The organism is Mycobacterium dioxanotrophicus, from assembly GCF_002157835.1.
Lineage (GTDB): Bacteria > Actinomycetota > Actinomycetes > Mycobacteriales > Mycobacteriaceae > Mycobacterium > Mycobacterium dioxanotrophicus.
Window position 1 is genome coordinate 6,368,075 of the sequence record NZ_CP020809.1, and the last position, 23,417, is coordinate 6,391,491.

The window sequence follows — 23,417 nt, forward strand, 5'->3', positions numbered from 1 at the left end:
GACGTCACAGCGCCGCGACGTGCAGCGCCTTCAGCGCGGCCTGCACCACATCGCGGCGGCCGACATCACCGATGGGCGATGAGCCCAGAAAATACGTCGTGGGGTTGGTACCGACGATGACGACGACGAGATCGTCGCCGCAGATGGTCGGGTCGGGAATGCTGACCGACACCACCGCCTCGATGGTGCTCGTCGGCATGCCGTCGAGACGTCCGGGGACAGGCGTCTCCGGGGCCACCCTGGGTGCGGAATTGTCGCCGCGACTGCGAGCACGGCGAGCACAGCCCCCGACACCGCCGAGGATCACCAGGTTTCGACGGCTGTGGTCGGGCCAGTCGACGGGGTCCGTCGTCGCGTCCGGATATGGCACGTAGCCCGGCGGCGCAGGGTCATTCGAACCCGGACGCTCGCCGTAGGAGTTGGTCATCGATGCCCCCGATCTGCCGCTGCCGGCCCGCTCGGCTAATTCTCGCCCAGCCTGGCGGTGCTGCGGATCAGAGATCTCCGATGTTCTAGATCGGCTTCATCCCATCGATCAGCCACTTGCCGTCGACCTTGCGGTAGTCGACCTTGAGCCGGGACCCGTCATACAGCGATTGCTTGCTCTTGTCGGTGAGCACGCGGTTCATGAAGACCAGCACGGATCCTGAATTACGTTGCGCATCAAGCATTCCCGCACCGACAACGTTGACCTGGCTGATCAGCTGCCGGTCATGTGCCTGCGGGATGACGTTCTTGGTGGTGTCGTCCTCGTACTGACTGCGGAACGCGGGCGTCATCAGCTGGTAGGCCTTCATCCGGCTGTCCAGGATGGTCTGGTAGTCGAAGCCCAGGATCAACGGGACCTGGCTGGCGGCCAACCCCGGCAACTCGGCGCGGGCCTGCTGCTCGCCGTGCTGCTCGACGCGGTTCCAGTACAGCACGCCGCCCGCCCCGGACAGCGCCACAAAAGCGACCGCCAGCAACGCGACGACGAGACCGACGATGCGGTTCATCAGTTACCCCCGTCGGGGTACTTGAGGTCGTATCCCGTCATGTGACCGTTGTCGTCCTCGTGCACGACGACCCGCATGCGGTACGGCTTCGACGGCGCGTTGACACCGTCCGGGTCGGTGACGGTCACGCGGACGGACACCAGCACCGAGGCGTTGTTGGCGATGTTGTCGACCTTCTCCAGAGCCGCTCCGCTGACCACGGTCTCGGAACTGGCCTTGGTGTCACGGAACAGCGCCTTGAGGTTGTCGGCGTTGTTGCCCTGGCTCATCATGTCGCGCAACGGTCCGCTGGTGCCGTCGATGAAGCGGTTCACGCTCTCGTCGATGGTGTCCTGCGTGTAGCTGAACATGTTCACCACGGTCTGCGTGGCGGTGGCGACGAACTGCTCATCACGGGCCTGCTCGGCCTCGGCGGCACGCTGCTCGTCGAACATCACGTACGTCAGCGCCCCCACCCCGCCGGTCGCGGCTGCCAGCACCGCCCCGGCGACGCTCAGAACCAGCCGCCCGTTCGGGCGCCGCCGTGGCGGCGGCTTCATCTTCGTCGCCGATTTCGCACGCACGGGGGCGATGGCCGGTTCGACGCGCACCTCAGTGGTCGTCGTGGCCGCCTCGCCCGCTGGGCCGGCTGCCCGCGACGCCTTGCGTCGCACCGGCCTCGTGTCCTGCGTCAAGGCCGTTTCTTCGGTCATCAAGCCTGCCTTGGATCCATCATCAGGTCTACCCAGGTTTCCGCGGGTTTCAGATTGTCGGCGCCGGGCGCATACACACCGGTGCCACCGTTGGCGTCCGCGAAGACCCCACTGTGCTGATCGTAGGTGCCCAAGCTGGCAGCACTGGCCTGCGGTGTCGCTTCCGCAGGTAGCGGCGCCTGCGGTGCAGGCGGCGCGTCAGGAGCCGGCGCCTCAGGCGCAGGCGGGGCGTCGGGCGCCGGTGGAGTCCGACCGTACGGCGGCACCACCTGGTCCGGCGGCGCGAAGTACGGCCATGGCGGCGGCTGCGGGCCCGGCTTGTTCGGCGGCACCGGCAGCGGGAACGGCGCGTGCGGCGCTGGGCCGGGGCCGGGCTGAACACCGGGTGGCAGCTGCACCACCGGTGGGCCAGGATCCGGGTCGACCTGCGGTGGAATGTTCGGGAACTTGTTGGGCGGCAGGATGTTCCGGCCGTCCTCGATCGGCGTGCCGTACGGCACGGGCGGCCCGCGCCACGGGTTGCTGCCCAGCGGGATGTAGCCCTTGGGGTCCCGGCACAACTGCACCGTGGGGGCCCGCTTGCCGGGGAACTCCTGGCACGGGTAGTTACGCGCGCCGCGCACGACCGCAGGGTCGTTCTGAGCAGTCTTGCAGTACATGTCGGTCGGCAGGTCCCGCAGCGTCAGATCGGCGGGAGACCGGATCTGGGTCGGCGGCAGGAAGCCCGTGTTGCACGGCGGCGGATCGCCCAGGTCGATCTTGAAGTCCAGCTTGCCGCCCTCGTCGGACGGCACGCCGCCTGCCACGGTGTTCAGCGCGGCCAGCAGGGCCGGGAAGATCACCAGGGCCTGTTCGATCGACTTGTTGTAGATCACGCCGATGCGGCCGAAGTTGGCCAGATTGGCGGCGAGCACCGGGAACGTCGGGCGGATACCACTGAAGGCTGTGTTTGCCTCGGCGGTTGCGCCCGGCACGGTCTTGAGGACGGACCGCAGCTGCGGATCAGCGTTGTTGACCTCACCGGTGAACCGGGCCAGCCCGTCGGCGAGCGAGCGGATGTTGTCGCCACTGCGCATCTGCGCTTCCAGGAACGGCCCGGCCTGGTCGATGAGCTGGTTGGTCTGCGCCGAGTTGGCGTTGGCCTCATCGATCAGCAGCCGCGAGGACTGGATGAGCCGGGCCAACTCCGGCCCCGACCCGTTGAAGGCCTTGAACGTCTCCCGCAGCAGATCCTGCAGGCGACTGTTGCTCACGCTGCTGACCAGGGTGTCGGCGGTCGACAACAGCCCGGCGATGTCTTGCCCGACCCGGGTGTTCTGCTGGTCGATGCTGGCGTTGTTGCGCAGCTTGTTGGCCGACGGGTCGGCCGGCGGCACCAGATCGATGTACTGCTCGCCGACCGCCGAGACGCTCTTGACCGTCGCGATGACGTTGTCCGGGATCGCTGTGTTGCTGTTGAGCCGCAGGTTCGCGACCACACCGTCGGGAGCCAGTCCCACCGACTCCACCCGACCGACGGTGACGCCGCGGTAGGTGACGTTGGCGTTCTGGTAGATGCCGCCGCCGGTGACAAAATTGGCGTTCACGTGGTATGTCCCGATACCCACCGCGGCGGGCAGGTGCAGGTAGAACAGCGAGATCGCCCCGACGGTCAGCACGGTGACGACGCCGAAGATCATTAACTGCATACGGGTGAGCCGGTCAATCATCTACGGCTTCCCTTCATGCTGTGTCGCGGTTCCCGGTGGGATCTTGAACGGATCGGCGGCCTGCCCCGAGAGGTTCGCCATCTCTCCCGTCAGCCAGTCCGGCGGGTTGATCACCTCGTCGAGGTGCTTCATGTTCGGATCGAAACCGCCTGTGGTGAACACCGATTCGCCGAAGCGACGCAAGGTCAGGTCGAACGTCACGAACACGTTGAGGTAGTCGCCGCGGACCGCGTTGCGCAGGTACTTGTAGTGGAACGGGAAGGTCGGCAGGAACTCGAGGTCCTTGATGAAGTCGTCCGCGTTGTCGTTGAACGACTTGATCACCGGATACAGATCCTTGATGTCCGCGGCGAAGTCGTCCTTGGTCTGCGACAGGATGCGCGCACCCACCTCGGCGAAGCTGCGCAACGCGGTGAACGCCTCGACGATGTTGGACCGGTTGTCGTTGAGTACCTTGAGGGCGGCGGGCAGGGTGTCCAGCGTGCGGCCCAGGTTGTCCTTGCTGCGGGCCAGGATCGAGGCGAAGCGGTTCAGTCCGTCGGCCGCCGCGATGATGTCGTTGGTCTGCTGGTCGAGTGACTGGGTCAGCTCGGCCAGTCGCGGGATCAGATCGGTGAACTGGCCCGCTCTGCCTGCGACGGCCGCGTATGCCTCGTCGGTGATGTCTTGCAGCGCACCGAGGTTGCCCTTGTTCACCACCATGCCCAGCGAGGAGAGCACTTCCTCGGTGGTCGGGTAGCGACCGGTCTGCTTCAACGGGATGTTGGCGCCCTGGCGCAGCTGCCCCTCGCCGGGCTCACTGACCGGCGCCGAAAGCTCGACATGCTGCGATCCCAGCAGCGAGGTCTGCGCGACCTTGGCGGTGGCGTTGGCCGGCAGGTTGACGTTGCCGTCGAGCGACAACTGGACCGCGGCGTAGAACGAGCCGTCCGGGCGTTGCATCGCGTCAACACCGGACACGCTGCCCACGGTCACGTCGTCGACCATCACCGGCGAGTTCTGCGGCAACGTGGCCACATCGGGCAGCTCGACGGTGACGGTGAACGACCCCGGCCCGTGCCCGGCGGTGCCCGGCATGTTGAGCGAGTTGAGCCCGCCGAACTGGCAACCCGCCAGCAGAACCGTACCGCAGCCGATCGCCACGGTCCGGCTGCTCACGCGGGAGGCCTTACGTCCCAACGCTTTACCCCGCATCATCCGCCGGCTCCCGGTTCGGCGGGCGCCGGCGCCACCGGCGCCTGTTCTGCCGGTGCCTGCTCAGCCGGTGCCTGCTCAGCCAGAGCGGGTCCCGGTGGTGCGGCAGCCTCGGGACCACCGGCATGCGATGTGCTCGGGGCCGCGGCCGGCGCCGGGGGCACCATCAACGAACTCAGCGATGCGTCCGCGGGCACCTGCGGCGGCGTCACACCGGGCGCGTTCTGCCACTGCAGATATGGCACCGGTGTCTCCGACTTGGCCTCGGTCTGCGGGGTGTCGTAGATGATCTGCCCCTTGTAGGCGGTGATGCTGTTGATCGGGTGGAACAGCACAGGCGGGTAGTTCATCGTGATGCGCTTGAGCACCGGACCCATGCGCTGCCTGCAGATCTCCGCGCGCTTGTAGTTGTCCGGGTTCGCACCGACGTCGAACGTGCCACCACAGATGAACTGCACCGGGTTGGCGAAGTTCGGCAGCGACAGCAGACCGCCGACAGTGCCCTGGGCCGGGTTGTAGATGTTGTAGAAGTTGGCCAGGCCGTTGGGCGTCACGTGCAGGATCTGCTCGATGTCGTCGCTGTGATCGGTGAGGATCTGGGTGAAATCGGCCAGCTTGCTGACCTGCCCGATCAGCGCGTCGTTGCTGTCGTGCAGCAGGCCGCGGACGTCGCCGAGCGCCTGGTTCAGCGTGGCCAGCGTGGTGTCCAGGCCGCTGGAGCTCTGCGCCAGCACCTGCGAGACCGACGACACATGGTTGGTGAACTGCACGATCTGCTCGTTGCTGTTGGACAGCGCATCGATGAGAATCTGCAGATTCTTGATGGTGCCGAACAGGTCGGTGCGCGAATCACCCAGCCGCCCAGCGGTTTGCGACAGCTCACGCAGCGCGTTGCGGAATGAGTCACCGTTGCCGTCGAACGTGTCGGCGGCTTGATTGACGAACTGTGCCAGCGGTCCCTGCACCGAGCCCTGCTGCGGGCCGAGCTGAGTGCTCAGCTGGGTCAGCTGCTCCTTGACCTCGTCCCATTCCACCGGAACCCCGGTGCGGTCCAGGCCGATCGAAGCCCCGCTGGCCATCTCGTCGCCCTTGGTGTAGGCGGGAGTCAGCTGGATGAACCTGGCGGACACCAGGTTCGGAGCGATGATCAGCGCCTTGGCATCGGCGGGCACCTTGACGCCGCGATCGAGCGTCATGTTGACCTTGACGTCGGTCGGCCGCGGTTCGATCGAGTCGATCCGGCCGACCGGGACACCGACCACCCGTACTTCGTCGCCGGGGTAGAGCCCGACCGCGTTGGTGAAGTAGGCGGTCAGCTTGTTCCCGACCCGCGACGGCCACACCTGATAGACGCCAACCGCCAACATGATCAGCAGCGCCGCGGCCAGCCCCGTCCGCAGCCAGCGGCTGCGCTTGGACACCGAATTGTCTTGCGTCATGGCGACTTCGGCCTCACGATCGTCCGCTCCGAAATGTAGCCGCGCAGCATGTCGGCAAGGCTGTCAGGCAGCTTGCCGGGCTGGAAGTAGGTATCGAGCAGCACCTCGGATATCGCGGCAGGCGGCAAACCGTACAGGTTGATGTTGAAGCCCGGCCCATTGCCGACGACCTCGGCGAGTGTGGTGGCGTACGGCGGCAGGCGCTTGAGTGCCTCGCCGATGTGTTCCTTGCGCTCCAGCAGGTTGTCCATCACCAGGTTCAGCTTTTCCAGCGCCGGCTTGAACTCACGTCGGTTGTCCGCGACGAATCCCGAGAGCTGTTCGGACACACCGCGGATGCCACCGATGAGGTTGCTCAGTGCCTGGCGGCGCTCATCGAGGGCAGCGAACAGCTGGTTGCCGTCGGTGACGAGCTGGTTGACCTGTCCGGCGCGCTGGGCCAGCAGATCCGATACCCGTTTGGCGTGCATCAGCAGCTGTTCGAGCGCCTCGTCGCGCTTGTTGATGCTGCGCGACAGATTGGCCACCCCGTCCAGCGCACCGCGCAGCTGCGGCGTGGCATCTCGCAGGGTGTCGGTCAACGTCTGCAGAGCCTCTTCGAAGCGGGGCTTGTCGAGCTCGCCGACATTGCGCCCGAGATCCTGCAGCGCCGTGTTGAGGGTGTACGGAGTCGTGGTGCGGCCCAACGGAATGACTGTCGAGGTGCCCGAGCCCTTGGGCGTCACCGCAAGCGACTTCTGACCCAGCACGGTGTCGGTCTTGATCGCCACCAGCGATTGATCGCCGACCTTGATGTCGCGGTTGACGGTGAAGCTGACCTTGGCGGCGTCACCGGCCAACGCCACGCCGGTCACCTTGCCGACCCTGATGCCGGACACGCTCACGTCGTTGCCGGGACTGATGCCGCCGGCGTCGCTGAAGTACGCGTCGTACACCTTGCCCTGCGGCATGAAGGGCAGGCTGCTGTAGCCGAACGACACCAGCACCACGCAGGTCACCAGGACGATGCCGAAGATTCCGGTCCGCAGCGCATTGTCACTGCCGCGCCTAGCCATTGTCCGAGCACCTTCCCTTGGACGGGTCCGGCGGACCGCCGAACGGGATCAGGAGGTCACTGCCGGCGGGGCCGTTGATCTTCATCCGGATCGAGCAGTAGTAGATGTTGAAGAACGCACCGTAGGCCCCCAGGGCGTTGAGCCTCAAATAGTTCTCGGCGAGCGGCTCGATCACCTTGTTCACGTCGGCCTTGCGTTCGTCGAGACGTTGCGCGAACGGACGCGCATTCTCGATGACCGCCTGCAGAGGCCTGCGCGACTGCTGCAGCATCGACGTCAGATCGTTCTCGGCCGACGCCAACGGGCCGATGGCACCGGCGATCGGGTCCCGCCCCTGAGCCAGCCCGGTGATGAGTTTCTGCAATTCGTCGACGCTGGCGTCGAACTTGGCGCCCTTCTCGTCGACGGTGCCCAACACGGTGTTGAGGTTGGTGATCACGTCGCCGATGAGCTGATCGCGCGCCGCGAGGTTCTGAGTGAAGGCACCGGTGCTGGTCAGCAGGTTCGAGATGGCGCCGCCCTGGCCCTGCAGCAGCTCGATCACCGCGTTGGAGATCTCGTTGACCTTGGCGCCGTCCAGCCCCTTGAGCACCGGACGCAACCCACCGAGAAGCGCGTCGAGGTCCAGCGCGGGCTGGGTGTTCTGGATGGCGATGGTGCCGCCGGGCGGCAGTTTGCGCAGCTCACCCGGGCCTGCGGCGATTTCCATGTACCGGTCGCCGACCAGGTTCTGATACCGGACCAGCGCACGGCTGGAGGTGTAGAGCTGGTAGCGCTTGTTCACGTCGAAGGCGACGTCGACGGTGTTGTCCGGGTTGAGCTTGACCTTGTTGACGGTGCCGACGGCCACGCCCGCGATCCGCACGTCCTGGCCCGCCTTCAGCCGGGACGCCTCGGTGAACGTGGCGTGATAGCTGTGATTCGACGAGAACCGGAACTGGCCGAACACGACGACCAGCATGGCCGCCACCAGCAGCATGGCGATGGCGAAGATGGCGACCTTGAGCATGGTTCGGTCGTGATGCGTGCTTGACGCCATCAGAATCTGTCCTTTTCCGCGAACGCACCGTTGAACAGGAACTGCAGGGTCGACGGAGCGTCGAACTGCACTTCGGTGTTCGGTTGGAACGGCACGTAGGCGTTGTCGGTGACAAGGAACGGCGAGTGGTACCAGCTGCCACCGAACTGCTTACTCGGAATGTCGGGCAAACCGCGGCAGTTCGGACCGCCGGATGCGTTCACGATGGGCAGGCTTTCCGGGTAGGTGTAGGCCGGCGAGCCGGGCAGGAAGTTCGACGACACGAACAGGCCGGGCCGGATACCGCCGATGATCGGGGCGAAGCGTTCGGTCGCGACCCTGGTTCCCTTGAGGATGCAGCCGAATTCGGGTGAGTAGTCGCTGGCCACCTTCAGTGGGGCCCGCAGTCGCTGGATGGCGGCGATGTAGTTGTCGGCGGCCGGAGCCAGGGTCGCGGTTCCGTTGTTGGCCAGCCCGATCGCGGCGAGCAGCGTCGCGTTCAGGTCGTCCTTCTCGTCGATGATGGTCTTGTTGAGCGCGGGCACGTTGTCGATGACCTTGGCCAGGTCGGGGCCGGCGTCACCGTAGATGTTGGCCACGACGGCGGCCTTGGCGAAGTCGTCCTGCAGCGTCGGCAACTTCGGGTTGAATTGCTGCAGATACTGATTCAGCCCCGTGATCGCGGCGCCCAGGTCATCACCGTGGCCGCGCAGGCCCTCCCCCAGCGCACTCACGGTCGCGTTCAGGTTGACCGGGTCGATCTTGTTCAGCACGTCCGACAGGGTCTGGAAGAGCGTGTTGACCTCCAGCTGCACGTCCTTGGCGGCGACGTTGGTGCCCGGCCGCAGCGACTTCCTGTCCGGGTTGTCCGGCGTCAGGAACTCGACCGATTTGGCGCCGAAGATGGTGTTGCCCGCGATCCGCACCCCGGCGTTCGACGGGATGTAGCGCATCTCGTCGCTCTTGATCGACAACGTCAGCTTGGCCTCGTGGCCGGCGTACTCGATGTTCTTGACCTGACCGACCTGGATGCCGCGGTACTTGACCTTGGCGTCCTGCTCCATCACCAGGCCGGCCCGCGGCGCGGTGACCGTCACGGTGTCGGTGCTGGTGAACGCGGCCGTATAGGAGAGGTAGGTGAAGACCACGGCCACGGCCACGATCGCCGCCAGGATCGCCGCGGCGATCCTGACATGGCTCTTCTTCGCGTTTCCGTCAGACATCGGGCCTACCCGGAGAGGTTGAAGTTGCCGGACGCGCCGTAGACGGCCAGGGAGATGAACAGGGTGATGGTGACGACGACGATCAGCGAGGTACGCACGGCCTGACCGACCGCGATACCCACGCCGACCGGGCCGCCGGAGGCGTTGAAGCCGTAATAGGTGTGCACGAGCATGACGGCGATGGCCATCACGATGGCCTGCAGGAACGACCACAACAGGTCGCTCGGGATCAAGAAGGTATTGAAGTAGTGGTCGTACAGACCCGCGGACTGCCCGTTGATGAACACCGTGGTGAACCTCGCTGCGAAGAAGGCGGCGAGCACCGACAACGAGTACAACGGCACGATCGCGATGAGCCCGGCCATCAGCCGCGTCGACACCAGGTAGGACACCGCGTGCACAGCCATCGACTCGACGGCGTCGATCTCCTCGGCCACCCGCATCGCGCCCAGCTGGGCGGTGGCGCCTGCGCCGATGGTTGCGGCCAGCGCGATTCCGGCGATGACGGGTGCGACGATGCGCACGTTGAGGAAGGCCGACAGGAAGCCCGTCAGCGCCTCGATACCGATGTTGCCGAGTGACGAGTAGCCCTGGACGGCGATGACGCCACCGGAGGCCAATGTCAGGAAGGCCGCGACTCCGACCGTGCCGCCGATCATGACGAGCGCGCCCGCGCCCATCGTCATCTCGGCGACCAGGCGGATGGTCTCCTTGCGGTAGCGGGTGATGGCGTTGGGGATGTAGCGCATGGTCTCGCCGTAGAACAGCGCCTGTTCTCCGACGTTGTCGACGGCCCGCGGCACACCGCGGAACAGCCTGCGGAAACGAAGTGTGGCGTCGTAGCTCATACCTTCGCCTTCTCCGATCCCCCGGTCGTTTCGCACGCAACAATCATGCCGGTCATCGGACGAGCACCCGGACGCCGATGGCCGTCATGATCACGTTGATGACGAACAAGCAGATGAACGCATAGACCACGGTTTCGTTGACGGCGTTGCCGACACCCTTCGGCCCGCCCTTGACCGTCAAGCCGCGGTAGCAGCCGACCAGGCCGGCGACCACACCGAACAACAGGGCCTTGATCTCGGCGAGCACCAACTCGCCCAGGCCGGTCAGCACTGTCAGGCCGTTGATGAAAGCCCCCGGGTTGACGCCCTGCAGGAAGACTGAGAAGACGTAACCCCCGGCCAGGCCGATGGCGCACACCAGGCCGTTGAGCAGCAGGGCCACGAACGTCGATGCCAGCACGCGGGGCACCACCAGGCGCTGGATCGGGTCGATGCCCAGCACCCGCATCGCGTCGATCTCCTCGCGGATGGTCCGGGCGCCCAGGTCGGCGCAGATGGCCGTGGCACCGGCACCCGCGACGACGAGCACGGTCACGACGGGACCCAGCTGGGTGATCGTGCCGAACGCCGTGCCCGCCCCGGACAGGTCGGCGGCGCCGATCTCGCGCAGCAGGATGTTGAGCGTGAACGCCACCAGCACGGTGAACGGGATGGCGACCAGCAGCGTCGGCAGCAGCGAGACGCGGGCGATCATCCAGGTCTGGTCGAGGAATTCCTTGAGCTGAAACGGGCGGCGGAAGATCTTGGCGAAAGTGTCCAGCGACATTTCGACGAACCCGCCCACGGCCCGGGCCGGAACCGCAAGCTGTTCGATCAACCTCGGCTCCATTCTCGGCGGTCGGGGTAGGTGTTGGGCTCCATGGCGAAAGACCCTAGGCCGTCGCTCCCGGCGGCGCTCCCACCCCATGTTCTTACGTCGCTCTTAGTGAGCCGGCTCATATTAACTAGAACACGTTCGCAGTGTCAAAGAACGGCAAAAACAGTCAATATTCACGCGTTTTTGCTGATCACAACACGTAACGATGACACCTTTCTAGAACGTGTTCTACCCGGCGCTGAAACATGACAACCGAGACGGTCAGTCTCGTTCCGTCATCAGCGCGGTGGCCGAAAATCCACGCTCAGGGTCACGATCAGCAAAGTAATCGCGAAGCGTCACGCTGAGGTCTTCCGGCGCCCATGCGTCGGTATTCGCGGTGAACCGCTGTTCCGCCGTCGGAGCCGCGACCAAGGTGACAGTTGGACCATAAACGATGAAGAGCTGGCCGTTGACGGCTTCGGCTGCCGGTGAGCTGAGAAACCGCACCAAGGTCACCACATGGTCGGTGGACAGCGGATCGACCGAACCGTCAGCAAGCTCGGGCGCGTCACCGAACACCTCTGCGGTCATGGCCGTGCGGGCGCGCGGCGCGATGGCGTTGGCCCGCACCCCGAAGCGCTCCAGGGCCCTCGCCGCTGAGAGGGTCAAGGCGGTGATGCCGGCTTTTGCGGCGCCGTAATTGGGCTGACCGACGGGTCCGGAAAGGCCGGCCTCCGACGAGGTGTTGACGATACGGCCGTAGACGGTGCCATCACCCTCCTTTGCCTTCGCACGCCAGTAGGTGGCCGCGTTGCGGGTCAGCAGGAAGTGGCCGCGCAGGTGGACGGCTATGACCGCGTCCCATTCCTCGTCGGTCATGTTGAAGAGGATCCGGTCGCGGGTGATGCCCGCGTTGTTGACGACGATGCCCAGCCCACCCAGCTCGTCTGCGGTCCGCACGAGCTCGTCGGCCGTCGAACGCTGGCTGATGTCACCGGCGACGGCCACGCCCTTCGAACCCGCCGCGGCGATCTCGTCGAACACGTCCGAAGCGTCGAGCGCCGCAGCCATGTCGTTGACCACCACGGTGGCTCCGGCCTGGGCCAGCCCGATGGCTTCGGCCCGGCCGAGCCCGGCGGCCGCGCCGGTCACGACCGCAACTTTTCCGGACAGGTCGATATCAGCATTGGTGGTCATATTTATGAATACCTCTAGTCTTTACGGAGCAGGGCGGCGCGGGGGCATTCCGCGATGGATTGCTCGGCCAGGTCCTCCTGGTCGGCAGGCACTGGATCGGCCTTCACCACGGCGTAGTCCTCGTCGTCGAGATCGAACAGGTCGGGGGCAATTCCCACGCACACCGCGTTGCCTTCACACCGATCACGGTCAACTTCAACTCGCATCACGACCTCCTCAAGACGTGTGTGCGCACCGGGCTGCCGGCACGCAGCCACAGAATACGACCCGGTCCGGCCGATGCCAGTCCAGCACCGGCCTGGACCCCAAGACTAGAACGTGTTACAACCGGGTGAGAAGTCAGGTCCATCAAGCAGTGAGGATGCAAGCGGATGCGGATCGGTTACACCCCGGAGCAGGAGGAGCTGCGCCGCGAACTGCGCGCGTACTTCTCCCAGCTGATGACGCCCGAGCGGCTTGAGGCGCTCAACTCCTCAGAGGGCGAGATGGGACGCGGCAACGTCTACCGCGAGACCGTGGCTCAGATGGGCAAGGACGGTTGGCTGACCCTGAGCTGGCCCAAGGAGTTCGGCGGTCAGGCCCGCCCGCCGATGGACGGGCTGATCTTCACCGACGAGGCGGCGATCGCCGGCGCCCCGGTGCCGTTCCTGACCATCAACAGCGTCGCGCCGACGATCATGCATTTCGGCACCGACGAGCAGAAGAAGTTCTTCCTGCCCAAGATCGCCGCGGGTGAGCTGCACTTCTCGATCGGCTACTCCGAGCCGGGTGCCGGCACCGACCTGGCCGCGCTGCGCACCACCGCGGTCCGTGACGGCGACGACTATGTCGTCAACGGCCAGAAGATGTGGACCAGCCTGATCGCCTATGCCGACTATGTGTGGCTGGCGGTACGCACCAACCCCGAGGCGAAGAAGCATCGCGGGATTTCCATGTTGATCATGCCCACCACGGCCGAGGGCTTCTCGTGGACACCCGTGCACACCATGTCCGGTGTCGACACCAGCGCCACCTATTACCAGGACGTGCGTATCCCGGTGACCAACCTGGTCGGCGAGGAGAACGCCGGCTGGAAGCTGGTCACCAACCAGCTCAACCACGAACGTGTCGCGCTGGTCTCCGCCCAGCCCATCTACGTCGCGCTCAACGGAGTCCGCGAGTGGGCGCAGAACACCAAGGATGTGCACGGCAAGAGACTGATCGACTCGGAGTGGGTGCAGCTCAACCTGGCCCGGGTGCACGCCAAGGCCGAGGTGCTCAAGCTGATCAACTGGGAGCTGGCCTCCGCGCAGGACGCCGCGCCGTCCCCGGCCGACGCATCGGCGGCCAAGGTGTACGGCACCGAGCTGGCCACCGAGGCCTACCGGCTGCTCATGGAGGTGCTCGGCACATCGGCGACGTTGCGCGCCGACAGCCACGGCGCGCTGCTGCGCGGCCGCATCGAACGCTTCCACCGCTCGGCGTTGATTCTGACCTTCGGCGGCGGCACCAACGAGATTCAGCGTGACATCATCGGCATGGTTGCCCTCGGCCTGCCCCGAGTGAACCGGTAAGGACACCACAGCAATGGACTTCAAGACCACAGAAGCCGCCGACGACCTGGGTGGCCTGGTGCGCACCATCACCGAATCGGTGTGCACGCCCGAACATCAGCGTGAGCTCGACGGACTGCCGCAACGCTTCGACCGCGACCTGTGGGCCAAGCTGATCGAGGCCGACGTGCTCTCGGCCGCTGCCCCAGAGTCATTGGGCGGCGGCGGATTCGGCGTGCTCGAGCAGACCGCGGTGCTTACCGCGCTGGGTCGCCGGCTGGCCGCGGTGCCGTACCTGGAGTCGGTGGTGCTGGCCGCCGGTGCGCTCGCCGCGTTCGGCTCCGACGAGCTAGCGGCCCAGTGGGCGACGCCCGCGGTGGCGGGCGGCAAGATCTTGACGGTCGCGCTCGACGGCGAGATGGGCCAGGGCCCGGTGCAGGCCCAGTCCGCCGGTGACGGATACCGGCTGACCGGTACCCGCACCCTCGTCGCCTTCGGACCGGTGGCCGACGCGTTTTTGGTTCCGGCCGAAACGGGCTCGGGAACCCGCACGCGAGGAGGACAAGAATCCCTCAGCGTTCTCCTGGTCGCCGCTGATGATCCCGGGGTGACGGTGACGACGCTGGACACCACCGCGCGCGGCAGTGTCGGGTTGCTGGAGTTGCAGGGCACCGAGGTCGGTGCCGGACGCCTCATCGGCGGGGCCGACGTGGTGGACTGGCTGACCATCCACGCCGACCTGGGGCGGACCGCCTATCAGCTCGGTGTGCTGGAACGCGCACTCGAGCTCACCTCCGAGTACGCCCGCGAGCGTGAACAGTTCGACCGGCCGATCGGCAGTTTCCAGGCCGTCTCGTCGCGGCTGGCCGACGGCTACATCGACGTCAAGGGGCTGCGGCTGACGCTGACCCAGGCTGCCTGGCGACTGTCGGAGGACCTTCCCGCCGACATCGACGTCGCCAGTGCCGCGTTCTGGGCCGCCGAGGCCGGGCACCGGGTCGCGCACACCACGGTGCACGTGCACGGCGGTGTCGGCATCGACATGGACCATCCGGTGCATCGCTACTTCTTGGCCGCCAAGCAGACCGAGTTCGGGCTCGGTGGGGCGACCGGCCAGCTGCTGCGGATCGGCCGCGAATTGGCAGACACGCCAGCTTGATTGTGCCGAGTCCGACCGTCACGGAACTGTTGGCCCCGCTGGCGAAGGTGACCGACCGCGGCATCTACGCGGACGACACCTTCGTCAGCTGGGCCGATCACATCACGGCCGGAGCGCAACTCGCAGCGGCGTTGTGGGCCCGGCTACATATTCGAGGTGCCGGCCAAAATCCGCCCAAGCCACCGCATGTCGGCGTGTTGCTGGGCAACACCCCGTTTTTCTCCAGCCTGCTGGTGGCCGCCGGGCTGACCGGGCTGGTTCCGGTGGGGCTCAACCCCACCCGGCGCGGCGAGGCACTGGCTCGCGACATCGCGCGGGCCGACTGCCAACTGGTGCTGACCGACAACCCCGACACGGTTCCGCCCGGCGTCGACCACATCGACGTCGGATCACCATCCTGGGCAATCGAACTCGGTTCGCACGCGGGCGCCCCCGTGACGTTCGGGGACCTGTCCGCCGATGACCTGTTCATGCTGATCTTCACGTCGGGCACCAGCGGCGAACCCAAGGCCGTCCGGATCACCCACGACAAGGTCGCGTTTCCCGGCCGGATGCTCGCCGACCGCTTCGGGCTCGGCCCGGCCGATACCGCGTACCTGTCGATGCCGCTGTTCCACTCCAATGCGATCATGGCCGGCTGGGCGGTCGCAGCCGCGGCCGGCGCGTCAATCGCGTTGCGCCGCAAGTTCTCCGCGTCGGGTTTCCTATGTGACGTGCGACGCTACGGCGCCACCTACGCCAACTACGTCGGCAAACCGCTGTCCTACATCCTGGCCACCGAGGCCCGCCCCGACGATGCCGACAATCCCCTGAAGATCCTGTACGGCAACGAGGGCGCGCCGCGGGATCTCGACCGGTTCGCCAAGAGGTTCGGCGTGGTCGTGGTCGACGGGTTCGGCTCCACCGAAGGTGGTGTGGCGATCGCCCGCACGCCCGACACCCCCGAGGGATCCCTGGGCCCGCTCACCGACGAGGTGGCGATCGTCGATGTCGACACCGGGAAGGCCTGCCCGCCGGGCGTCGTCGGCGAGCTCGTCAACCCGACGGGGCGGGGCTGGTTCCGCGGCTACTACAACGATCCCGACGCCGAGGCGCAGCGCATGGCCGGCGGTGTCTATCACACCGGCGACCTGGCCTACCGCGACGAGAACGGCTACGCGTATTTCGCCGGGCGGCTCGGCGACTGGATGCGGGTCGACGGCGAGAATCTCGGCACCGCGCCGATCGAGCGAATCCTGTTGCGCTACCCCGAGATCGTCGAGGCGGCGGTGTATCCGATCCCGGATCCCGCGGTCGGTGATCAGGTGATGGCCGCACTGGTGCTGCGGCCGGGCACGGTGTTCGATCCCGCCGCGTTCCGGTCGTTTCTGGCCGATCAGTCCGATCTCGGGCCCAAACAATGGCCTTCCTACGTTCGCGTCGCCACCGAACTACCGCGCACCGAGACGTTCAAGGTGATCAAGCGGCAGCTGTCCGCGCAGGGCACCGATTGCGCCGATCCGGTGTTCCGCATTGACTCTGCATGCAGGGCCCAAAAGTACGAGTAGCGCACGCCGTCAACGCTGAGTCAACTGCGGGTGCCACCCGGTAACGTCGGGCTCGTGGGCTACCGCGAACTGCCACCTCCGCGCGGGCTGGATGACCTGATCGAGTGCCGGTGGTTGCGCACCGGTCCGGCGGCGCCCAGCCGCGTGCTGCCCGACGGTTGCATGGACCTGATCCGACTCGATGACGACATCGTGGTGGCCGGTCCGGACACCATGGCGTTCACGGCTTGCGGCAGCCAGGAATCGGTGCAGGGCTTGCGATTTCGTCCAGGTGTCCTACCGCGACTACTTGGTGTTCCGGCGGTCGAGCTTCGTGACACCCGAACCGCTTTGCGTGAGCTGCGCAGCGTTCGCCATGACGCCACCCTCGACGGTCTGGCCCGCACGCTCGTCACCGCATCCCCGCGCGCCGAGACCGCACCGTGGTCGCTGCCGGTGCTGCACCGGATCACCCGACGGCTGGCCGACGGCGCCACTGTCACCGAAACGGCCCGTGCCACAGGCTGGTCCAGCCGGAGCCTGCAGCGGCACTGCTCGGCGGTGTACGGCTACGGCCCGGCGCAGCTGCGACGCATCCTGCGCTTCCGGCGGGCCGTGCGGCTCCTGCAGTCGGGTCTCGCGCCCGCTGTCGTCGCAGCTCAGGCCGGCTACGCCGATCAACCCCATCTGCACCGCGAGGTACGGTCGCTGGCCGGGGTGTCCCTTCGTCAGCTCGGCAGCGCCGCGAACAGGTCCACCGAGGTGCCGTCCGGGTCTTCGACGGTCGCGTAGCGCTGGCCCCACGGCGCGTCGAACGGTTTGAGTGTCCCCTGGTGCCCCGCGGCGGTGAGCCGTTCATAGAGCTCGTCGACCTCTGCGGGCGCGGCCAGACCGAACGCGATCGCGACCCGACCGGCCGAGGTGGGCGGTGCCCACCCGGGGTGCATGCCGGCAATCACCTCCTCGGTGTCGAAGGCCAGCTTGTTGCCGCCGGGCAGGGCCACCTCGACGTGCGGTCCGCGGGGTTCGGGGACCTCCAGGCCGAGCAGCCGATAAAACTCCAGCGAGCGGTGCAGGTCTTTGGCGACGATTTCGACGACTGTCGACGTGAGAACAGGCATATCCGCAGGTTAGGACAGCTCTGGTGGCGCCGTCGTGAACAGATCGGACAGCGTTGAACCGACCCGGTCCCGCAGGTCTAGTCGGCCGCGGACGAAGTTTCACGGTTTTCTCGGCTCCCGGGAGGGTTGGTCGGACCTCGGGTACCGGGTAGGTTGGGCCTAATACGCTAGTTACTCGCCAGTAGGGAGGGTCCTCCATGCCCGCTCCATCCGCCGCCGACTTCGCCCGGCTCCGCAAACTCGTCGCGATCGCCGATGCCGACGCGCGTCAGTCGAAGTCGATCGAGGAGGTCTTCACCGGCAGGGAGCTGACCACCATTCCGGTCGGCACCGCCGAGGATGTCACCGCTGTGTTCTCCAAAGCCCGTGCCGCACAGGTGAACTGGGCGAGGCGTCCGGTCAAGGAACGGTGCTCGATCATCGAGCGATTCGGCGAGTTGGTGGCGCAGAACCGCGACTTCCTGATGGACGTGGCCCAAGCAGAGACCGGTAAGGCCCGGTCGGCCGCGCAGGAAGAGATCGTCGACATGATTCTCAACTCGCGCTACTACGCCCGCGAGGCCGCCAAACTGCTCTCCCCCAAGCGTGTCCAGGGCCTGCTGCCCGGCTTCGTCAAGACCGTGGTCAACCACCACCCCAAGGGCGTGATCGGCGTGATCTCCCCCTGGAACTACCCGATGGCGCTGTCGATTTCGGATTCCATCCCGGCACTGCTGGCCGGCAACGCCGTCGTCGTCAAGCCCGACAGCCAAACCCCCTTCTGCACCCTGGCCAATGCCGAACTGCTGTACCAGGCCGGGTTGCCGCGCGACCTGTTCGCGGTCGTTCCCGGGCCCGGCTCGGTGGTGGGCACCGCGATCGTGGAGAACTGCGACTACCTGATGTTCACCGGCTCCACGGCCACCGGACGCTCACTGGCCGAACAGTGCGGACGTCGACTGATCGGCTTCTCCGCGGAACTCGGTGGCAAGAACCCGATGATCGTCACCAAGGGCGCGGACCTGGACGTGGTCGCCAAAGCCGCCACCCGCGCGTGCTTCTCGAACGCCGGGCAGTTGTGCATCTCCATCGAGCGGATCTACGTCGAACGGGACGTCGCCGAGGAGTTCACCGCCAAGTTCGGCGAGCGGGTGCGGAACATGAAGCTCTCCAGCGCTTACGACTTCACCGCCGACATGGGCAGCCTGATCTCCGAGGATCAGGTCAAGACCGTCTCCGGCCACGTGGACGACGCGAAAGTCAAGGGCGCCAAGGTGATCGCCGGTGGCAATGCCCGCCCGGACATCGGCCCGCTGTTCTTCGAGCCGACCGTGCTGACCGACGTGACCGATGAGATGGAGTGCGGCCGCAACGAAACGTTCGGGCCCCTCGTGTCCATCTATCCGGTGGATTCCGTCGAGCAGGCGATCGCCAAGGCCAACGACACCGAATACGGCCTGAACGCCAGTGTCTGGGCCGCGTCGAAGTCCGAGGGCGAGGCCATCGCAGCTCGGCTGGAGGCCGGCACGGTCAACGTCGACGAGGGCTACGCGCTAGCGTTCGGCAGCACCGCGGCACCGATGGGCGGCATGAAGGCGTCCGGTATCGGTCGCCGCCACGGCGCCGACGGCATCCTGAAATACACCGAGTCACAAACGGTTTCCACCGCACGCGTACTCAACCTCGATCCGCCGCTGGGCATTTCACAGACCTTGTGGCAAAAGGCGTTGACGCCCATGATCCAGGCCGTGCAGAAGCTGCCCGGACGCTGACCCTCTTTTTTTTTCCCGCGAGCAGACACTGCGGTTCCCCGACACGCCGCGTTTCGCGTACCGCACTGTCTGCTCGCGGGAGATGTCCAGATAGTCTCCAGCAAATTGCCAGACAATCTCCGCGGAATCCTATGCGCGTCCGGACATCCGGAATTCACCAATATCTGCGCTCATATGCGGGCGGTAGATTCCGATGGCGGTGTTGAATACAGCCAGTAGGTTCGCCCTTGTCCTGCCGGAGGTGTCCCGTGATTGTCGACTGCGCTCACTATCTCGACGGTAGCCGGCAAAGCGACCGGACGATATCCCTGGACGAAGCGGCGCAGCAATGCCATCAAGGTGGGTTTGTTTGGCTGGGTCTCTTCGAGCCGAGCAGTGAGGAGCTCGACGAGGTGCGGGAGTCGTTCGATCTGCACGAGCTCGCCGTCGACGACGCCAAGACTTTCCACCTGCGCCCGAAGGTCGAAGAATACGAATCCGGGGTGCAGCTCGTCATCCTCCGCACCGCCCGCTACAACCACGATCAGGACGAGGTCGACTTCGGTGAGATCAGCATCTTCGTCGGGCCCGGCTTCGTCATCACGGTTCGGCAAGGTGTCGCGAGCGAGCTGCACGGTGCCCGCACCCGACTCGAACAACATCCGAAATTGCTTGCGCTCGGCCCCAACTCAGTGTTGTGGGCCATCCTAGACCAGGTGATCAAGGGTTACGGGCCGGTCGTCGCCGGTCTCGAATCCGACATCGAGCTGGTCGAAGGCACCGTGTTCTCCGGCGCGGTGGCGCCGACCGAACAGATCTACGATCTGCGTCGCGAGGTCACCAACTTCTATCGCGCGGTTCATCCGCTGCTCGCGGTGCTCACTCGCGTCGAGCGCAATGTCGAAGAGCCCGAACTCGCGCCATACCTCCGCGATGTGCACGACCATGTGCATCTCATCAGCGAGGAAGTGGCCGCCCAGAAGGAGCTCCTGGCCACGGTCCTGCAAGCGAACATGGCCGTCATCTCTGTGGAGCAAACCGAGGTGAGCGTGCGCCAGAACAGCACCATCGAGCAGCTGACAATCCTGGCCACGGTGTTCCTGCCGCTGACTTTCATCACCGGCTTCTTCGGGCAGAATTTCGCGTGGCTCACCGAACATATGAGCGGCTTCCCCAGTTTCATCGTGTTCGGCGTCGGCGGGCTGGTCGTTCCGCTGATCTTGCTCTGGGCGTGGATGCGACACAACCAGCGGGCGACGGGCGCTACCCCGGGTCGCGTCGCTGTCGACCGGGCAGCCGCCGACCGCGTCCGACCACCCGGTCCCTAGGTTCCTCTCGCGAAACTAGCTGTCGCGGACGTCGTCGAGGCGCTTGGTGGCGGCCTCGAAACCGCTGACCAGCTCGGCGATGATGTCGGCGACCGGGCGGATCTCGTTCATCCTGCCCACGATCTGACCGACCGGCATCGACACGGTGTCCGGATTGTCCGACTCGTTCATCCGCTGATGCGCCTCGCTGACGAGAATGTTCTGCAGCGGCATCGGCAGCGGCTCCGGTGCGTCCGGGGCGTCCCACGCGTCGGTCCACTTGGTCTTGAGCAGCCGGGCCGGCTTGCCGGTGTAGATCTTGCGGCGCACAGTGTCGGCGGTGCCCGCCCGCAGCAGCGCCTCCTGGATGGTCGATGTGCCGCCGGGGAGACGGTGGCCCAGATCGTATTCGGCCGACGTCAGGAAGGCCGAGCCCATCCACACGCCCGACGCCCCCAGCGCCAGCGCCGCCGCGACCTGCTTGCCGGTGCCGATGCCACCGGCGGCCAGCACTGGCGCCTTACCATCAAGTGCGTCAACGATTTCCGGCCACAGCACCATCGAGCCGATCTCACCCGTGTGCCCACCCGCCTCGTGCCCTTGTGCGACAACGATGTCCACGCCGTTGTCGACGTGGCGCAGGGCGTGCTTGGCGCTGCCGGCCAGCGCTGCCACCGGCACACCGGCGGCGTGCACCTGCTCGATGACGTCGTTGGGCGGTGAACCCAGCGCGTTGGCGATCAGCTTGATGGGATGCTTGAGCGCCACCTCGACGTGGCTGCGGGCCACAGAATGCAGCCAGCCCAGCACCCCCTCGTTGCGCTCCTCGTCCTCCGACAGTGGCGGAACACCAAGATCGGCAAGGGTTTTGGCGACGAAGTCGCGATGGCCCTGCGGGATCAGCTTGTTGATGTCGACGGCCGGGCCCTCAGTCGGGATCTTGGCGGGCATCACGACGTCGACGCCATAGGGCTTGCCGTCGGTGTTGGTGTCCATCCACTGCAGGACGTTCTCCAGATCATCGGCGTCGTTGAACCGCACGCAGCCGAGCACACCCAGCCCGCCGGCCTTGCTCACCGCGGCGGCGACCTTCTCCGACGGCGTGAAGACGAAGATCGGGTATTCGATTCCGAACCGCTCGCACAGATCGGTCTTCATTTGGTTACTCCCACATGATTCGCATGCACCTCATCGGCGGCACGCTGTTCGGTCTGCTCCTTGGCCCACCGGTAGTCGGGCTTGCCCGCCGGTGAGCGCTTGACCTCGTCGACCAGCCACAGGCTGCGTGGCACCTTGTACCCGGCGATCTCCGTGCGCACGAACGCGTCCAGGTCGGCCAACGAGGGGCGGGCGCCCTCACGCGGCTGCACCACCGCGGCGACGTGCTGACCGAAACGCTCGTCGGGCACACCCACTACCAACGCGTCGAACACGTCGGGGTGACCCTTGAGCGCAGCCTCGACCTCTTCGGGGTAGATCTTCTCGCCGCCGCTGTTGATCGACACCGAGCCCCGGCCGAGCATCGTCACGCTGCCGTCGGCCTCGACCTCGGCGTAGTCGCCCGGAATCGCATATCGCACACCGTTGATGGTCCGGAACGTCTCGGCCGTCTTCTTCTCGTCCTTGAAGTAGCCGACCGGGATGTGGCCGCACTTCGCGATGATGCCACGCACGCCGGAACCCGGGACCACCTCGTTGCCGTCGTCGTCGAGCACCTTGGTGTTCTTGTCGATGGTCACCCGCGGGCCGCCGGTGTGGCTCTGTCCCTTGGCGACGATGCTGGTGCCGCCGAAACCGGTCTCCGACGAGCCGATCGAGTCGGTGATGATCCGATTCGGCAGCAGCTCAAGGAATTTCTCCTTGAGACTGGTCGAGAACAGGGCCGCGGTGCTGGCGAGTAGGAACAGCGACGACAGGTCGTACTCGTTACCCGCGTCCTGATGCGCGAGCAGCGCATCCAGCAGCGGGCGGGCCATCGCGTCGCCGGTGAAGAACAGCAGATTCACCTTGTGCTCGTGGATCATTCGCCACGCCGCATCGGCGTCGAACTCCGGCATCAGCACCACGGTGTGGCCGGTGAACAGCGCCATCCAGGTGGCCGACTGCGTCGCGCCGTGGATCATCGGCGGGATGGGCAGCCGGATCATCGGTGGGTTCGCGGCGGCCTGCTTGGACAGATCGTATTCGTCGGCGATCGGTTCGCCGGTCGCAAAGTCGGTGCCGCCGAACAACACCCGATAGATGTCCTCGTGACGCCACATCACGCCCTTGGGGAAACCTGTGGTGCCACCGGTGTAGAGCAGGTAGATGTCGTCCTCGCTGCGCGGCCCGAAGTCACGCTCGGGCGACTGGTCGGCGATGGCGGAGTAGAACTCCACCCCGCCGTAGCGCTGGAAGTCGTTGTCGGACCCGTCGTCGACGACCAGAATCGTCTTGAGCAGCGGCAGTTCCGGCAGCACGTTGGCGACCCGGTCGGAGTACTGGCGCTCGTGGACGAGGGCGACCATGTCGGAGTTGTCGAACAGGTATTTGAGCTCGCCCTCGACATAGCGGAAGTTGACATTGACCAGAATCGCGCCGGCTTTGACGATGCCCAGCATCGCGATGACGATCTCGTTGCGGTTGCGGCAATACAAGCCGACCTTGTCGTCCTTCTTGACACCCTGGGAGATGAGGTAATGAGCCAACTGGTTGGCCTTGGCCTCAAGCTCGGCGTAGGTCAGCTTTTCGTCCCCGCAGATCAGGGCGACACGGTCCGGCACAGCGTCGATGGCGTGCTCGGCGAGATCGGCGATATTCAGAGCCACAGAACCTAAACTAGAACGTGTTACATTTCGTGACAAGTCTGGGGCGGAAACGCAGAGAGGCGGACA

22 protein-coding genes are annotated in these 23,417 nt (G+C 66.0%); 6 read left to right on the forward strand and 16 right to left on the reverse strand.

The annotated features are described in order from the left end of the window. Positions 1-4: 4 nt before the first annotated feature. From BTO20_RS31095 to BTO20_RS31155, 13 genes are all read right to left on the reverse strand, one after another. Positions 5-427 carry a hypothetical protein gene (locus BTO20_RS31095; RefSeq protein ID WP_087079700.1) on the reverse strand — a complete coding sequence of 141 codons (423 nt, stop codon included), beginning with the start codon at positions 425-427 and terminating at the stop codon, positions 5-7. Between the two features lie 85 nt (positions 428-512). Further along, positions 513-995, reverse strand: a complete 483-nt coding sequence (locus tag BTO20_RS31100; RefSeq protein ID WP_087079701.1) for a mammalian cell entry protein — start codon at positions 993-995, stop codon at positions 513-515. Beyond that, positions 995-1,687: a mammalian cell entry protein gene (locus BTO20_RS31105; RefSeq protein ID WP_198344124.1), complete on the reverse strand. Its 693-nt coding sequence runs from the start codon at positions 1,685-1,687 to the stop codon at positions 995-997. The genes BTO20_RS31100 and BTO20_RS31105 overlap by 1 nt, the downstream gene beginning before the upstream one ends. Continuing rightward, positions 1,687-3,396: an MCE family protein gene (locus BTO20_RS31110; RefSeq protein ID WP_087079702.1), complete on the reverse strand. Its 1,710-nt coding sequence runs from the start codon at positions 3,394-3,396 to the stop codon at positions 1,687-1,689. Before BTO20_RS31110 ends, BTO20_RS31105 begins: the two co-directional genes overlap by 1 nt. Continuing rightward, complete coding sequence (locus BTO20_RS31115) at positions 3,397-4,590, reverse strand: MCE family protein (protein ID WP_087082933.1); 1,194 nt, start codon at positions 4,588-4,590, stop codon at positions 3,397-3,399. After that, on the reverse strand, positions 4,590-6,029 hold the full coding sequence (locus BTO20_RS31120; protein WP_087079703.1) for an MCE family protein: 1,440 nt from the start codon (positions 6,027-6,029) through the stop codon (positions 4,590-4,592). Before BTO20_RS31120 ends, BTO20_RS31115 begins: the two co-directional genes overlap by 1 nt. Further along, positions 6,026-7,084, reverse strand: coding sequence for a virulence factor Mce family protein (locus BTO20_RS31125; protein ID WP_087079704.1), 1,059 nt, complete (start codon positions 7,082-7,084; stop codon positions 6,026-6,028). The genes BTO20_RS31120 and BTO20_RS31125 overlap by 4 nt, the downstream gene beginning before the upstream one ends. Next, positions 7,077-8,123 (reverse strand): MCE family protein, encoded by a 1,047-nt coding sequence (locus tag BTO20_RS31130; RefSeq protein ID WP_087079705.1) that lies wholly within the window; start codon positions 8,121-8,123, stop codon positions 7,077-7,079. Before BTO20_RS31130 ends, BTO20_RS31125 begins: the two co-directional genes overlap by 8 nt. Continuing rightward, a complete protein-coding gene (locus BTO20_RS31135) occupies positions 8,123-9,325 on the reverse strand; it encodes an MCE family protein (RefSeq protein WP_087079706.1) in 1,203 nt (400 codons plus the stop codon). The genes BTO20_RS31130 and BTO20_RS31135 overlap by 1 nt, the downstream gene beginning before the upstream one ends. Positions 9,326-9,330: 5 nt before the next feature. Then, on the reverse strand, positions 9,331-10,173 hold the full coding sequence (locus BTO20_RS31140; protein ID WP_087079707.1) for an MlaE family ABC transporter permease: 843 nt from the start codon (positions 10,171-10,173) through the stop codon (positions 9,331-9,333). Positions 10,174-10,225: 52 nt separating this feature from the next. After that, entirely contained in the window at positions 10,226-10,990 is a 765-nt protein-coding gene (locus tag BTO20_RS31145; protein ID WP_087082935.1) for an MlaE family ABC transporter permease, read from the reverse strand. Between the two features lie 261 nt (positions 10,991-11,251). Further along, positions 11,252-12,169, reverse strand: a complete 918-nt coding sequence (locus BTO20_RS31150) for a 3-oxoacyl-ACP reductase (protein WP_087079708.1) — start codon at positions 12,167-12,169, stop codon at positions 11,252-11,254. 14 nt (positions 12,170-12,183) lie between these two features. Continuing rightward, on the reverse strand, positions 12,184-12,375 hold the full coding sequence (locus BTO20_RS31155) for a ferredoxin (protein WP_064942352.1): 192 nt from the start codon (positions 12,373-12,375) through the stop codon (positions 12,184-12,186). Between the two features lie 165 nt (positions 12,376-12,540). On the opposite strand from BTO20_RS31155, the gene BTO20_RS31160 reads away from it, so the two are divergent. The 4 genes from BTO20_RS31160 to BTO20_RS31175 are packed head-to-tail and all read left to right on the forward strand — an operon-like array spanning position 12,541 to position 17,178. Next, the gene (locus tag BTO20_RS31160) at positions 12,541-13,722 is read left to right on the forward strand and encodes an acyl-CoA dehydrogenase family protein (RefSeq protein ID WP_087079709.1); all 1,182 of its coding nucleotides are present in this window, start codon (positions 12,541-12,543) and stop codon (positions 13,720-13,722) included. Positions 13,723-13,735: 13 nt separating this feature from the next. Next, positions 13,736-14,860 (forward strand): acyl-CoA dehydrogenase family protein, encoded by a 1,125-nt coding sequence (locus BTO20_RS31165; protein ID WP_087079710.1) that lies wholly within the window; start codon positions 13,736-13,738, stop codon positions 14,858-14,860. 2 nt (positions 14,861-14,862) lie between these two features. Continuing rightward, positions 14,863-16,407, forward strand: a complete 1,545-nt coding sequence (gene fadD17 / locus BTO20_RS31170) for a long-chain-fatty-acid--CoA ligase FadD17 (protein WP_408632133.1) — start codon at positions 14,863-14,865, stop codon at positions 16,405-16,407. A 54-nt stretch (positions 16,408-16,461) separates the two neighbouring features. Then, positions 16,462-17,178 carry a helix-turn-helix domain-containing protein gene (locus tag BTO20_RS31175; protein ID WP_087079711.1) on the forward strand — a complete coding sequence of 239 codons (717 nt, stop codon included), beginning with the start codon at positions 16,462-16,464 and terminating at the stop codon, positions 17,176-17,178. On the opposite strand, the gene BTO20_RS31180 is transcribed toward BTO20_RS31175, so the two are convergent. Continuing rightward, positions 17,115-17,507, reverse strand: coding sequence for a VOC family protein (locus BTO20_RS31180; protein ID WP_087079712.1), 393 nt, complete (start codon positions 17,505-17,507; stop codon positions 17,115-17,117). The genes BTO20_RS31175 and BTO20_RS31180 overlap by 64 nt on opposite strands. A gap of 197 nt (positions 17,508-17,704) precedes the next feature. On the opposite strand from BTO20_RS31180, the gene BTO20_RS31185 reads away from it, so the two are divergent. Next, positions 17,705-19,258 (forward strand): succinic semialdehyde dehydrogenase, encoded by a 1,554-nt coding sequence (locus BTO20_RS31185; RefSeq protein WP_087079713.1) that lies wholly within the window; start codon positions 17,705-17,707, stop codon positions 19,256-19,258. Between the two features lie 248 nt (positions 19,259-19,506). Next, positions 19,507-20,565: a magnesium and cobalt transport protein CorA gene (locus BTO20_RS31190; RefSeq protein ID WP_087079714.1), complete on the forward strand. Its 1,059-nt coding sequence runs from the start codon at positions 19,507-19,509 to the stop codon at positions 20,563-20,565. Between the two features lie 15 nt (positions 20,566-20,580). Here the strand turns inward: BTO20_RS31190 and BTO20_RS31195 are convergent, their stop codons facing one another. Then, positions 20,581-21,702: an NAD(P)H-dependent flavin oxidoreductase gene (locus BTO20_RS31195; protein WP_087079715.1), complete on the reverse strand. Its 1,122-nt coding sequence runs from the start codon at positions 21,700-21,702 to the stop codon at positions 20,581-20,583. Next, positions 21,699-23,387, reverse strand: a complete 1,689-nt coding sequence (locus BTO20_RS31200) for an acyl-CoA synthetase (protein WP_198344125.1) — start codon at positions 23,385-23,387, stop codon at positions 21,699-21,701. Before BTO20_RS31200 ends, BTO20_RS31195 begins: the two co-directional genes overlap by 4 nt. Between the last annotated feature and the right edge of the window lie 30 nt (positions 23,388-23,417).